Below are 13,528 nucleotides of genomic sequence, written 5' to 3'. Positions count from 1 at the left end.
AGCCGAGGCGGCGGATTATCAAGGCGACGGGGGTTTCCTAGAGTGGCCAGCAACCAGCAACCACTTAGGAAACCACCCGAAATGACCCAGCCCCTGTTCCAACCCATCCAGCTTGGCACCCATACCCTGGCGCACCGCATCGCCATGGCGCCGTTGACGCGGTCGCGCGCCGGACAGCCGGGCGACGTGCCCACCGCGATGAACGTCGAGTACTACCGCCAACGCGCCAGCGCGGCGCTGATCATCACCGAAGCCACGCAGATCTCCCGCCAGGGCCAGGGCTACGCGTGGACGCCGGGCGTCTACAGCCCGGCGCAGATCGAAGGCTGGCGGGACGTTGCGCAGGGCGTGCACCGCGAAGGCGGGCTGATCTTCATGCAGCTCTGGCACGTCGGCCGCGTGTCGCACCCGAGCTTCCAGCCCGACGGCGGCCTGCCCGTCGCGCCCAGTGCGCTGCCGGTGCCCGGCAAGACCTTCATCGTGGGCGCCGATGGCGCCGGTACCTGGGGCGACGTGCCGGTGCCGCAGGAACTGACGCTCGACGGCATCCGCGACATCATCGAGGATTACCGCGTGGCGGCGCGCAATGCCATCGCGGCGGGCATGGATGGCGTCGAGATCCATGCCGGCAACGGCTACCTGCTCGACCAGTTCATCAACAGTGCCAGCAATCAGCGCCAGGACCAGTACGGCGGCACCATCAAGAACCGCACGCGCCTGGTGCTGGAGATCGTCGCGGCGGTGGCGGCGCAGATCGGCCCGCAGCGGGTCGGTGTGCGCCTGACGCCGATGGGCCGCTTCATGGGAATGGGCGACGACACCCCGCACGACACCTTCGGCTACCTGGTCGAGCGCCTGAACGAGATGTCCCTGGCCTATCTGCACCTGGTCGAGCCCGCCATCGTCGGCACGGTACGGGACGAGCAGGTCGACCCCGGCTGGGATGCCATCATCCGGCAGTTGCGCGAGTCCTGGGATGGCGTGCTGATCCTCGCCGGTGGCTACGATTCGACGACCGCCGCGCAGGCGGTGGCGGACGGGCGCGCGGACGTCATCGCCTTCGGTCGCCCGTTCCTGGCCAACCCGGATCTGCCGCGGCGCATCCGCGAAGGCCTGCCGCTGAATACGCCCGATCCGGCGTCGTTCTTCGGCGGCGATGAGCGGGGGTACATCGACTATCCCACCCATCCCTGAGGTGCGGGCTCGCCGTGTCGGCAGGCAAGGCGGGCAGGGCAGTGCCCAGGCATTGTGACGGTAAAAAAAGCCCCGGCCTGGCGCCGGGGCCGGGCCGCCCGCTCACGGCCCCAAGGTTGAGGTCAGGCCGCCCGGGGCGAGACGATGATCTTCACGTTGTGCTCCTTGTTGTGCACCAGCTCCTCGAAGCCTTTCTCGACGATCTGCTCCAGCTCGATGCGGCCGGTCACCAGCGGCGAAATGTCCAGGCGGCCATCGGCGATGAAGGCGATCACGTCGGCGAACTCGCCGTTGTAGGCGAGGGCGCCGATCAGCTGCTTCTCGGTGGCGACCAGCTCGAAGAAGTTGAACGAGCTGGGCTCCTCGAAGATGCCCACCAGCACGCAGGTTCCGGCCTTGCGGATGGCATCGATGGCCAGCTTGGCGGTGTGCTTGTTGCCGATGCACTCGAAGCTCACGTCGGCGCCGAGCCCGTCGGTGAGTCGGCGAATCTCCGCCAGCACGTCGCATTCATTGGGATCGAGCACATGGCTGGCTCCGACTTCCCGCGCCTTCGCCTTGCGCGCGGAGGACATCTCCAGCGCGATGACCTGGGCCGCACCCGCCGCCCTGGCGCACATGATGGTGCACAGCCCGATGGTGCCGGCGCCGACCACCACCACGTTGCGCCCCAGCAGGCTGCCGGCCTTCTTGACCGCGTGCATGCCCACCGCCAGCGGCTCGATCAGCGCGCCGGCTTCGGCGGGGAAGCCTTCGGGCAGCTTGTAGAGCAGGTTGGCCGGCACGTTGACCCATTCGGCGAACGCGCCGTTGTTCATCAGCCCGGTGAACGCCAGACTCTCGCACAGGTTGTACAGGCCCGTGCGGCAGAAGTAGCAGGTCCCGCAGTGCTGGCAGGCGTCGGCGGCCACCACTTCGCCAGCGCTGAAGCCCTCGACGCCCGCGCCAAGCTTGACGATCTCGCCGCAGAACTCGTGGCCGAGGATGCACTGGCCCTTGATGCCGGTGAGCGGGTGCGGCGCCTCGACCGGAATGAACACCGGCCCGGCGACGTATTCATGCAGGTCCGAGCCGCAGATGCCGCACCAGTGCACGCGGATCTGCACCCAGCCGGGGGCCGGGTCGCCCGGCAGCGGCACGCTTTCCACGCGGATATCGTTGCGCCCGTGCCAGACCGCCGCGCGCATGCTGTTGGAAGTGAGGGTCATGATGATCTCCTGCAGGCCCGGCCGGTTGGCCGGGCGCTGGTTCAATGGCGTTGAGTCGATGGCATTGTTTTGGTGGCGTTGCCTAATGGCGTTGGAGGAAATCCAGCAGCAGGGCGTTGACCGCGTCCGCCGCTTCCATCTGCAGCATGTGCGCCTGGCCCGGCAGTACGTGGACTTCCGCCTGCAGCCCCTCGGCATGGCGGGCCGGAATGATGGCGTCGGCGTCGCCCCAGATCACCAGCGCCGGGGGCGCGCCGCTGGCCAGGACGTCGCGCAGCGCCACCTGCTGCCGACCGTCGCCGAACAGCTGGGACGACAGCAGGCGCAGCGCGCTGTCCACGCCTTCCAGGCGCTTGAACTTGAGCATGTCCTCGAGCATCTGCCGGGTGACGAGCGCAGGGTCTGAGAACAGTTGCACCAGCGGCGGCTTGAGCGCGTTGCGATTGGCGGCGTCCACGAAGCCCTGCAGGTAGGCGCCGTTGATCTCCTCGCCCAGTCCCGCGCTGGCCAGCAGGCTCAGCGAGCGCACCCGCTCAGGCGCCCGGCGTGCGGTATTGAGCGCAACGGCGCCACCCATGGAGTGCCCGGCGAGGTGGGCCTGCTCGATGTCCAGGTGATCGAGCAGGGCGAGGACCGCGTCGCTCAGCTCGTCCAGGTCACCGCGCTGCAACTGCTTGCCGGATTCGCCGTGGCCGGGCAGGTCCAGTGCGATGACGCGACGGTCGGCCGCCAGTGCTTCGTGGTTGAACAACCAGTTGTTCAGGTCGCCGCCGAAGCCGTGGATCAAGAGCAGCGCATCGCCGCCTTCGCCCCGCTCGAAATAGCGCAGGGTGCGGCCGTCCAGCTCGACCTTCTGCGGCGCCGGGCCGCTGTCGGCTTCGCCGTCGCCGCCGGGCACGAACTCGGCCTGGAAGCGTTCGACCACCGCGTCGATCTCGGCCTCGCTAGCGTCGCCTTCGACCACCACGCCCAGCAGCGCGCCCACCGGCAGGGTTTCGTCCTCGCGGGCCACCTGGCGGCGCAGCACACCGGAGAAGGGCGCCTCGACGCTGCTGCTGATCTTGTCGGTCTCCACGTCCAGCACCGCGTCGCCTTTCTCGATCGTCTCGCCGTCCTGCTTGAGCCAGGCATCCACCCGGCCCTCGGTCATCGACAGGCCCCACTTGGGCATGGTCAGGGTATGGATACGGCTCATGCCACCTTCCTCCCGTTCACCAGCTCCAGCACCGTGGCTTCGATCCTGGCCGCGCTGGGGATGTAGAGGTCTTCCAGCGCATCGGAGAAGGGCACCGGCGTGTGCGGCGCGGTGACCTGGCGGATCGGCCCTTTGAGCGCATCGAAGGCCCGCTCGGCGGCCAGCGCGGCAATGTCGGTGGCCAGCGAGCAGCGCGGGTTGGCTTCGTCGATCACCACCAGGCGCCCGGTTTTCTCGACGCTTTCCAGGATGCTGTCGGCGTCCAGCGGGCTGGTGGTGCGCAGGTCCAGCACCTCGCAGGACACGCCCTGGCGCGCCAGGCTGGTGGCCGCCTCCATGGCCAGGTGCACCATGCGCCCGTAGGTCACCAGGGTCACGTCGTCGCCGTCGCGCAGGAAGTTGGCTTCGCCGAAGGGCACGGTGTAGAGCTCTTCGGGCACCTCGCCCTGCATCGAATAGAGCAGCTTGTGCTCGCAGAAGATCACCGGGTCGTTGTCGCGGATCGCCTGGATCAGCAGCCCCTTGGCGTCGTAGGGGGAGGAGGGGCAGACCACCTTCAGGCCGGGGATGTGCGTCCACAGCGCGGTGAGCATCTGCGAATGTTGCGCGGCGGCGCGCAGGCCGGCGCCGACCATGGTGCGGATCACCAGCGGCGTCACGGCCTTGCCGCCGAACATGTAGCGGAACTTGGCCGCCTGGTTGAGGATCTGGTCCAGGCAGCAGCCGGCGAAATCGACGAACATCAGCTCGCACACCGGGCGCAGCCCGCGCGTGGCGGCGCCCACCGCGGCGCCGACGTAGCCGATCTCCGAGAGCGGGGTGTCCAGCACGCGGCCAGGGAACTGGTGGTACAGGCCCTTGGTCACGCCCAGCACGCCGCCCCAGGCGTCGTCCTCGCCAGGGGCGCCGGCGCCGCCGGCATTATCCTCGCCCATGATGAAGACGGTCGCGTCGCGCCGCATTTCCTGGGCCAGGGCTTCGTTGATGGCCTGCTGGTAACTGATCTTTCTGGCCATGATGGCTCTCCTGTTGTTGTTCTTCGGGCGGCTCAGGGGTAGGCGACGTAGACGTCGCTGAGCAGGTCGGCGGGGGACGGTTTGGGGTCGGCCTTGGCGCGTTGCACCGCTTCTTCGATGCCGGCCTCGACCTCGGCATCGATGGCGTCCAGGGCGCTGGCCTGCAGCAGGCCGGCGCGGGTGGTGCGGTCGCGGAACTGCATCAGGCAGTCGCGGGTTTCGCGGTAGTGCTTGACCTCGTCGGCCGCGCGGTAGGTCTGGGCGTCGCCTTCGAAGTGGCCGTAGTAGCGGGTCAGCTTCACCTCGATCAGCGACGGGCCTTCGCCGGCGCGGGCGCGTTCGATGGCGGCGCCGGCGGCCTCGTGTACGGCGAAGAAGTCGAAGCCGTCCACCGTCACGCCGGGCATGCCGAAGCCGGCCGCGCGGTCGGCGATGTGGTCGCAGGCCACCGACCAGTTGGAGGCGGTGGCCTCGGCGTAGCCGTTGTTCTCCGCCACGAAGATGCACGGCAGGTTCCACACCGAGGCCAGGTTCATCGCCTCGAACACCGCGCCTTCGTTGGATCCGCCGTCGCCGAAGAAGGCCACGGCCACCGCGCGGTTGCCCTTGAGCTTGGCGGCCAGCGCCGCCCCGGCAGCCAGCGGTGCGCCGGCGCCGACGATGCCGTTGGCGCCGAGCATGCCCTTGGACAGGTCGGCGATGTGCACCGAGCCGCCCTTGCCCTGGCAGACGCCGGTCTTCTTGCCGTAGATCTCGGCCATCATGCCGTACACGTCGACGCCCTTGGCGATGCAGTGACCGTGGCCGCGGTGGTTGGAGGCGATGCAGTCTTCGTCGTCGAGGTGCGCCATGACCCCGGCGGCGGACGCTTCCTCGCCGGCATACAGGTGGACGAAGCCGGGAATCTCGCCAGTGGCGAACTCCACGTGCAGGCGTTCCTCGAAGGCGCGGATGGTGCGCATCACGCGGTAGGCATTCAGCAATTGCTCAGTCGATAGCGTGGACATCTTGTTGTTCTCCAGGGTGGTTCACGGGCTTGCCAGGAACGGCCAGCAGGCGATGGCAGGCGGCGAAGCCAGGGCGGCCTCGACGTCGATGCTCAGCGGGCCGTCGAGTTCGAGGGTGATGGCGGGGCGGTCGGCGGCGGCGAATTCGATTTCCCGTTCGCCGTCCAGGGCCAGGGTGCCGGCCGCCAGCAGCGGCCGGCGCGGGATGCCCGGTTCCAGGCTGCCGCTGGCCACCACGCCGCAGGCCTGCAGCAGGCCGGGTGCCAGCGGTGCCAGCAGCGCCTCGTCGGCCTGGGGCGACAGGCGCAGCCAACTGCCGCGCGGGCAGCGCCGCGACACCGGGTTCCACAGCCCGCACAGCGACGAGAGACCGATGGCGTGGGGCTCGGCGAACGCGGCGTAGATTTCCGCCAGGTCGTCGGCGCGGGAGATGGCGCGGGCGCCGGTAAAGGTCAATGGGGAGACCGCGACTTCCACCAGCGCGATCTCGTCGATACCGCGCGAGGCCAGCCGGACGCGCAGACGCTTGTTGCGCCGCAGGGCAACGTGCGGCGGAATGCGCCCGCTGGCGTAGAGGCCGCCGGCCAGGCCGGCGCCGGTGGCTTCGCGCAATTCCGGAAACGCGTTGTTGGTGCCGGTGGACAGGCACAGCAGCGGAATCTCGCCGATCTCGGCGGCCACCGCCTTGTGCGTGCCGTCGCCGCCCAGCACCGCGACCAGTGCGACACCGCGCTCGGCCAGCAGGCGCGCGGCCAGGCGGGTGTCCTCCACGCTCTGGCGCAGCGGCAGGTCGAGGAACTCCAGGCGCGGCCAACGGCTGTCGCGGGCATGGCGGCTGGTGCTGGCCTTGAGCACGGCGGCGGCGATGCCGGTCATGTCCGGCGGCATCAGGACTTCATCGATACCGCAAGCGCCGAACGCACCGAGCAGGCGCTGCACCACGGCGGCCTTGTCCGTGCTGGAGTAAAGCCCGGCGTTGGCGGTCAGGCGCCGCAGGTCACGGCCCGAGGCTGGGTTGGCGATGATTCCGACGCGCAGGCTCATGGCGCACCGAACCCGGGAAAACGAGCAGGAAAGGGCATGACGGCATCTCTTGTTGTTGTTCTGGGTGTCACGACCGCCACGCGGCGGCCTTTGACAGAAAGGGGCAAAGTCGATGCCAGCGGCCGGAGAAACCGCCGGAAAGCCGCGTGCCAGAGCCCTGCACGATGGGTCACGATGAGCGCTCGTGAAGCGCCGAATGAGACGCCGCATGTCAGGCTGCAAGGCCCGGTGGCGAGACGCTGAGACGCGGCGTCTCACGCCCGTGCCGTCTGGCCGCCGTGCTTGTCTGGCGAGCGGGCTGGGGCTTAAATGGGCCTCACAAGAAAAAGATCCGAGCCGTGGAGGCCCCATGCTGCCTGCCAACTCGAAAGCCCACGTGGACTGTGTCAGCCGCGTGCTGCGTCATGCCGGAGGCCTGCCTGACCTGCCGGTGCCGAACCTGATCCTGGACTCCTGGCGCCGCTCGATGGAGCAGCATCACCTCGACCCGGGATCCCTCCAGGGGCCGCGCATCCTCAGCCAGACGCTGCTCAAGGAATGCCGCGAGCGCGCCGACAGCTTCCTGCGCATCGCCGGCGAGGAAGTCTCGCGCCTGCATGGCCGCGTGCGCGACGCGGACTATTGCGTCCTGCTGACCGACGCCCAGGGCCGCACCATCGACTACCGCGTGGAATCGGCGATTCGCAGCGAGTGCCGGCGGGCCGGGCTGTACCTGGGAACCTGCTGGTCCGAAGGCGAGGAGGGGACCTGCGGGGTGGCCGCCGTCTTGGCCAACGGCGTCCCGGTGACCGTGCACAAGCGCGATCACTTCCGCGCCGCCTTCATCGGCCTGACCTGCTCCGCGGCGCCGGTGTTCGACCCCTGGGGCGAACTGCTGGGCGTGCTCGACGTGTCCGCCGTGGAGTCGCCGGATGACCGCCGCAGCCAGCACCTGATCCGCCAGATGGCGGTGCAGAGCGCCCGCCAGATCGAAAATGCCTTCTTCATGCACAGCACGCGCGGTCAATGGGTCCTGCGCGCCCATTCGGCGCCCGGCTACGTGGACAGCCAGCCGGATTATCTGCTCGCCTGGGATGGCGACGGCCGTCTCCGGGCGCTCAACCCGATGGCGCGCCGCTACCTGCAGGAGCGCTACGGCAAGCTGCCCGAGCACATCGGCGAGGTTTTCGACCTGGACAAGCTGCGCGCCGCCGCTGACGAAGGCCCGCACCATCTCGCCGAACATGGCCTGCACATTCGCCTCAGCGTGCCCAGGCGCGCGGCCAGCGTGGCGGTGCCGGGGAGGGCGGCGGTGGAGGATGCCCGCATCGCCGAGGCGCTGCGCCTGGCGGTACGGGTGAAGAACCGCAACCTTCCGGTGCTGATCCATGGCGAAACCGGCGCCGGCAAGGAAGTCTTCGCCCGCCAGCTGCACGAGATGAGTCTGCGGCGGGACAAACCCTTCGTTGCCCTGAACTGCGCCGCGATTCCGGAAAGCCTGATCGAAAGCGAGCTGTTCGGGTATGTGGCCGGCGCCTTCACCGGAGCCGAGCGCAAAGGCATGCGCGGGCTGCTGCAGCAGGCCGACGGCGGCACGCTGTTCCTGGACGAGATCGGCGACATGCCGCTGGCGTTGCAGACGCGCCTGCTGCGGGTGCTGGCCGAGGGCGAAGTCGCGCCGCTGGGCGCAGCCCGGCGCCAGGCGATCGATATCCAGGTGGTCTGTGCCAGCCACCGCGACCTGGCGGCGCTGGTGTCAGCCGGCGCGTTTCGCGAGGACCTGTATTTCCGCCTCAGCGGTGCGCGCTTCGAGTTGCCGCCACTGCGCGAGCGCACCGACAAACTGACGCTGATCAACCGCATTCTCGACGAAGAGGCGGCACTGTGCGGCATCAGCGTCAGCCTGTGCGACAGCGCGCTGGAATGTCTGCTGGGCTATCACTGGCCGGGCAACGTTCGCCAGCTGCGCCATGTGCTGCGGTATGCCTGCGCCATCTGCAGCGCCGCGACGATCGGGGGCATGCCGAGATGAGGGGGAAATTCATTCATTTGATCTGTAATTTGATGTTTTTATTATTAAATATCCATTAAGCCAGCCGCATCAGTCCCAACCTACTACCGTCTTGTACTGAGCCATTGCGCGATGGCTGCCGTGCAGACGTTCATGAGTGAAGAGCTAAAATTTTCTTAACTCCTTGCGACACTTCATCTGGCTTGACCTGCAGTTACATCACGCTGCTTGTGCCTCGGACGACGTTTACTGTGCGTCTGTTGGGAAGTAGCATCAGTGAATGACTCAACCTGAGGCGGGCCGATTGAGTTCAGCCTTAGCTTCAAGTGGAAAAACCGACCTAGTGCCGGTTTTTTCGATTTTGGGGCGGCCCTGACGTCGTTCGAGGCACAAACGAGGTTTGCAAGCTTATGCTCGACTTGCCTTCTGCGTATCAGCAGTTGCTACACAGTAGTCGTGCGTGTGACGTACTGACTCCCGAGGAACTATCCTTGCTGGCGACGGCCGTAGCGCTGGCTGTATCTGATCGAGGTGGCCGGCTTGTCGTGGAGGTCGGCAAACTACCTACGCGAGTAGGCGCCACCATTGAGGCCTGGGGTCGAGTATCACCTGAAGCCGTGTTAGATGAAGTGGACGAAGCAATCCAGGAATTGTGGAGGGTCGGCCGGGATTCGCAATGAGTTCGCCGGAGTACGTGTAGTTGGTGATGGGCTGCACGGCGGCGGTGGGATTCTTGATCTGGAGCTATGGGCCGACCCTGGATTAAGGGCGGGTAAACACTGGACGCAAAAAAAACCGCCCTAGGGCGGCCTCTTGGAGAGCGTAAGCTCTAAGCACGCACGCCGGCCATCCGGCCGACAGGTTCCATTTCCTTGCCCTTAGCCTTGGCCACCTTGAGGAAGCGGAGCTGGTTTTCGGACGTACGGCCAGCCAGGCGCCGCGCTTTTGCCTCGAACTGAGCAACAATGTCAGGCTGATTCAGCGGTTTGATTTGACGCTTGGTGGCGGTCATAGACAACTCAGTGTCAATAAATCTGGGGCTTATCGTATTAGCCATTGACCTGGAAGACAAGTCAGCCATCCTCTGTGTAGTCGATGCGGAAGTGCATCTGACTTGACCACGCAATTGCACTGGCTTTGACCTATGCAATTACGCAAAAACCATAATTGTAGCGGCAGGCTGCAGCGTACTTTGCTACTCGAATGCACTCATCCGGCCTGGTTGCTTGTCGAGTCGACTGGCGGCGAAGCAAGGAGTTTTAACTGCGTGAGAGCTTCGACCAGGCGCTCCTGGAGGCTCTGCACAAGCTGGCTCTGGGTAGCCCTGGCTTCGTCTAGGCGAGCTACTTCACATTGAAGCGTATCGCAGCGTTCCCGCAAGGCACTGTTCGCCTGCTCGGACTCGATCAAGGTCCGCTGCCTCTTCTCCAGAGTCTGCTCGTGCTGCGTCAGTTGCAGCTGTAGGGCGCGCAGGTCTTTCTGCTGCTGACGAGCTTCCGTCAATAGGCGGGCATTATCTCGGTTCAGCTGTGTCATCTCGTCCTGTTTGAACATCAGCGTTTGCTGCAGCTGCCGCAGTTCTAGTTGCAGTTGCTGCACTTGCCCCTCGTGCCGGTGCTGTTCCTGCTCTCGCTGCTCCTTGGCGGCTTGGCGATAGTGCTCTAGGGCATCGCGTGCATGCTGATGCTTCTCTTCCAGCGAGCGAATCTGCCCGTCGCGGTCCTGCAGGCGTGTTTCCAAGTCGCGGTGGGCTTGGAGCAAACGAGCGCTTTCGACTTCGGCAAGCTGCCGGGCTTGCCTCTCTTGCTGCAGTTCCTGTTGTGCCGTCTGCAACCACTCGGTCAGCTCCGTACATTTGCCTTCGAACTGCTGGCCGCGATCCTCCGCCTGGCGCAATCGATCCTGATAATCCCGGCGTTCGCGGTCCTGTAGCTCGCGCTCCCGGGTCACTTCCGCTTGTGCTTCCTCCAGCAACTGCTCGGCTAGGTGCGCCACCAGATTGGCCAACTCGTCACTGAGCGCCGCCGGCGCCGCCCTCCGGCCGTGATCGGCTTCTTCCAGCTCTTTCAGGTAGCGGTGGATGGTGGTTTTCGAGCCGGTGTTGCCCAGTGCCACACGGACGGCATCGATACTGGGATGCTCCCCCCGCGCCAGGATGGCCTGCCGTGCCTTCTGAACCAGCGCCTTGTTAATGCCGCCACGAGCCATAATTGCTCCTACGATTTCGTATCGGTTTACATACCACGTAATTACATACTGATTATGCTCGAAACTCTGCAAAATGAATGTGCTGTTCTCTGATAAAATAATGGAGGGTTATTCGATAACAGCGACCTATTCGGCCGCTGAACGACCGTTTTTCGGTACGAAACGAGCGTGAATCAGCGATGAAGGATGTTGAGCGTTACCTGCGGGCTGGTACGAGGGAAAACACTCGCCGCAGCTACCAGTCCGCCATTGAGCACTTTGAAGTGACCTGGGGCGGCTTCTTGCCGGCCACCAGTGACGCCATCGTGCGCTACCTGGTGGATTACGCCGACACGCTGAGCCTCAACACGCTGAAGCAGCGCCTCGCCGCCCTCGCGCAGTGGCATATCAGGCAGGGCTTCCCAGATCCCACCAAGACCCCGACCGTACACCAGGTGCTGAAGGGCATTCGCACCCTGCACCCAAGCCAGACAAAGCAGGCCGCGCCGCTGCAATTACAGCATCTGGAGCAGGCAGTTGAGTGCTTGGAGCAGGAGGCTATGCGTCTGTTTCAAGCCGAAGACCTGGCAGGATATTTGCGCTGTCGGCGGGATACGGCACTGCTACTAATCGGCTTCTGGCGAGGCTTTCGTAGCGATGAACTGTGCCGCTTGCAGGTGGAGCACATTCAAGCCGAAGCCGGTGCTGGCATGACACTGTTTTTGCCTTGGAGCAAGGGCGACCGGGACAACATTGGTACCACTCACTACGCGCCTGCGCTGAGGCGGCTGTGCCCAGTACAGGCCTATCTCGACTGGATCAGCGCAGCAGGGATTGCTCGAGGGATGGTTTTTCGCCGGCTGGACCGTTGGGGCAACTTGAACGAGGCTGGCTTGAATCCTGGCAGCCTGATCGCCTTACTGCGGCAGATACTCCAGCGTGCGGGTATCCAAGCTGACCTTTACACCAGCCACTCATTGCGTCGAGGCTTCGCCACCTGGGCCACGGCCAATGGCTGGGACATCAAGGCGCTAATGACTTACGTGGGGTGGAAGGACATCAAATCGGCGATGCGCTACATCGATCCTGCCATCTCCTTTGGCGGCCTCGCTGCGAGGCCAGCTCTCGAACTAAATGCCAGCACTTTGACTCAAGTGCCAGCTTCTCACTAACATCGACGCACGACAGGAGTGACGGTGCAATGAGTACGCAGACCAGCATCGAATGGACGGAAATGACCTGGAACCCGGTGGTGGGTTGCACCAAGGTGTCGCCGGGCTGCAAACACTGCTATGCCGAGAACATGGCGCGTCGCTTGCAGGCCATGGGCACGCCCGGCTACGAGAACGGCTTCCGCCTCAGCCTGCGCCCGGAGAAACTGCAGGAGCCCCTGCTGCGCAAAAAGCCGACCATCTACTTCGTCAATTCCATGTCTGACCTGTTCCATGAGCAGGTGCCGGACACCTACATCGACCAGGTATTCGCGGTTATCCGCCAGGCCTCGCAGCATACCTTCCAGATCCTCACTAAGCGGGCCGAGCGCCTGGCCGACTATTTCAGCCAGCGCACACCGCCGGCCAACGCTTGGCTGGGGGTCTCGGTCGAGGACCGGGAATACGGCGTGCCCAGGATCGACTGCCTGCGCCGCATCAACGCCACGATCCGTTTCCTCTCCGCGGAACCCTTACTAGAAGACTTGGGTGAACTGAACCTGACTGACATCCATTGGGTCATCGTCGGCGGCGAGTCCGGCGCCAAGGCCCGGCCGATGAAGCAGGAGTGGGTGGATAACATCCACCGCCAGTGCGATGCCTTTGGCGCTGCTTTCTTTTTCAAACAATGGGGCGGCTGGGGCTCCGATGGCGTGAAGCGTTCGAAGAAAGCCAATGGCCGGTTGCTGAAGGGCCAGACCTGGGATGAAATTCCGCTGCTGACCCTCGCCTGATATCAAAACAAGGACGACCCGATGGCCAAGGATGACGAGAAGTACCGCTGGGACTGGGCAACCCAAACCTTTCCCACCATCGATCCACACAGCAAGATCAAGCACCAGATCATCGACGACTACATCCAGGCCTACATCGATGTCCTGATGCGGAATCAGCAAATGCCACTGCTCGGCCTATCGATTGTCGATGGTTTCAGCGGTGGAGGCATATATAACGACAGCGCAGGCAGTCTCCACTTCGGCTCCCCGGTGATCGCCCTGGAGGCAATCCAGGAATCGGAAATGCGCAACAACGTGGGGCGCATCAAGCATCGACCGATCTGCTCGCAGCATCACTTTGTGGATGTGAAACCGGAGAATACTGCTTGTTTGCACGCAGTCCTGGCCAGCCGCGGCCATCAGGCCCGTATTGGACAGGACATTCACCTGCATACCACCGAGTTCACCAAAGCCCTCCCGGCCATTGCGCAAAGCCTCAAGGCCTTTGGAAAAAGCGAGCGCGTTCTGTTTCTGCTCGATCAATACGGCTACGGCGACGTGCCATTCGGCCAGATCAAATGGATCTTCCAGCACCTCAGCAATGCTGAGGTCCTGCTGACCTTCAATGTCGACTTTCTAATCACGTACCTAGTGTGGCGTTTCACAAATAACACTCATATTTTGGTCTAGGCTTTTCAGCATCAGAGATGCCTTGGAGCAACATATGAAAACCGGCCGTCCTGCTGCCCCGATTGAGCTG

9 protein-coding genes and 3 pseudogenes are annotated in these 13,528 nt (G+C 64.8%); 5 read left to right on the top strand and 7 right to left on the bottom strand.

Features of this window, described 5'->3' with window-relative positions:
- Positions 1 to 81: 81 nt before the first annotated feature.
- Positions 82 to 1,194, top strand: a complete 1,113-nt coding sequence (locus tag ACNFIA_RS18515) for an alkene reductase (protein ID WP_416787467.1) — start codon at positions 82 to 84, stop codon at positions 1,192 to 1,194.
- Between the two features lie 122 nt (positions 1,195 to 1,316).
- On the opposite strand, the gene ACNFIA_RS18510 is transcribed toward ACNFIA_RS18515, so the two are convergent.
- From ACNFIA_RS18510 to ACNFIA_RS18490, 5 genes and pseudogenes are all read right to left on the bottom strand, one after another.
- Positions 1,317 to 2,381, bottom strand: coding sequence for a 2,3-butanediol dehydrogenase (locus tag ACNFIA_RS18510; protein WP_416788000.1), 1,065 nt, complete (start codon positions 2,379 to 2,381; stop codon positions 1,317 to 1,319).
- Between the two features lie 103 nt (positions 2,382 to 2,484).
- Positions 2,485 to 3,597, bottom strand: coding sequence for an acetoin dehydrogenase dihydrolipoyllysine-residue acetyltransferase subunit (locus ACNFIA_RS18505; RefSeq protein WP_416787464.1), 1,113 nt, complete (start codon positions 3,595 to 3,597; stop codon positions 2,485 to 2,487).
- The gene (locus ACNFIA_RS18500; protein ID WP_416787462.1) at positions 3,594 to 4,613 is read right to left on the bottom strand and encodes an alpha-ketoacid dehydrogenase subunit beta; all 1,020 of its coding nucleotides are present in this window, start codon (positions 4,611 to 4,613) and stop codon (positions 3,594 to 3,596) included. The genes ACNFIA_RS18505 and ACNFIA_RS18500 overlap by 4 nt, the downstream gene beginning before the upstream one ends.
- A 32-nt stretch (positions 4,614 to 4,645) precedes the next feature.
- Positions 4,646 to 5,620, bottom strand: coding sequence for a thiamine pyrophosphate-dependent dehydrogenase E1 component subunit alpha (locus ACNFIA_RS18495; RefSeq protein WP_416787458.1), 975 nt, complete (start codon positions 5,618 to 5,620; stop codon positions 4,646 to 4,648).
- Positions 5,601 to 6,664 (bottom strand): annotated as a pseudogene (locus tag ACNFIA_RS18490) (ATP-NAD kinase family protein). The gene ACNFIA_RS18495 and the pseudogene ACNFIA_RS18490 overlap by 20 nt, the downstream one beginning before the upstream one ends.
- A gap of 349 nt (positions 6,665 to 7,013) precedes the next feature.
- On the opposite strand from ACNFIA_RS18490, the pseudogene ACNFIA_RS18485 reads away from it, so the two are divergent.
- Positions 7,014 to 8,657, top strand: a pseudogene (locus tag ACNFIA_RS18485) (sigma-54-dependent Fis family transcriptional regulator); the annotation flags it as partial.
- An 826-nt stretch (positions 8,658 to 9,483) separates the two neighbouring features.
- Here ACNFIA_RS18485 and ACNFIA_RS18480 read toward each other — a convergent pair.
- Both ACNFIA_RS18480 and ACNFIA_RS18475 read right to left on the bottom strand, forming a co-directional pair.
- Positions 9,484 to 9,666, bottom strand: coding sequence for a hypothetical protein (locus ACNFIA_RS18480; protein ID WP_416787455.1), 183 nt, complete (start codon positions 9,664 to 9,666; stop codon positions 9,484 to 9,486).
- 197 nt (positions 9,667 to 9,863) lie between these two features.
- Complete coding sequence (locus ACNFIA_RS18475) at positions 9,864 to 10,862, bottom strand: DNA-binding protein (protein ID WP_416787451.1); 999 nt, start codon at positions 10,860 to 10,862, stop codon at positions 9,864 to 9,866.
- Positions 10,863 to 11,041: 179 nt separating this feature from the next.
- On the opposite strand from ACNFIA_RS18475, the gene ACNFIA_RS18470 reads away from it, so the two are divergent.
- The 3 genes and pseudogenes from ACNFIA_RS18470 to ACNFIA_RS18460 form a co-directional block, all read left to right on the top strand.
- Positions 11,042 to 12,013, top strand: a complete 972-nt coding sequence (locus tag ACNFIA_RS18470; protein WP_416787448.1) for a site-specific integrase — start codon at positions 11,042 to 11,044, stop codon at positions 12,011 to 12,013.
- A 29-nt stretch (positions 12,014 to 12,042) separates the two neighbouring features.
- Positions 12,043 to 12,786: a DUF5131 family protein gene (locus ACNFIA_RS18465; protein ID WP_416787445.1), complete on the top strand. Its 744-nt coding sequence runs from the start codon at positions 12,043 to 12,045 to the stop codon at positions 12,784 to 12,786.
- Positions 12,787 to 12,807: 21 nt separating this feature from the next.
- Positions 12,808 to 13,449: pseudogene (locus ACNFIA_RS18460) on the top strand (three-Cys-motif partner protein TcmP); the annotation flags it as partial.
- Positions 13,450 to 13,528: the final 79 nt, after the last annotated feature.

The organism is Pseudomonas sp. NY15437 (assembly GCF_048068435.1).
Classification (GTDB): domain Bacteria; phylum Pseudomonadota; class Gammaproteobacteria; order Pseudomonadales; family Pseudomonadaceae; genus Pseudomonas; species Pseudomonas nitroreducens_B.
This window is presented reverse-complemented; position numbering and strand designations above follow the sequence as displayed.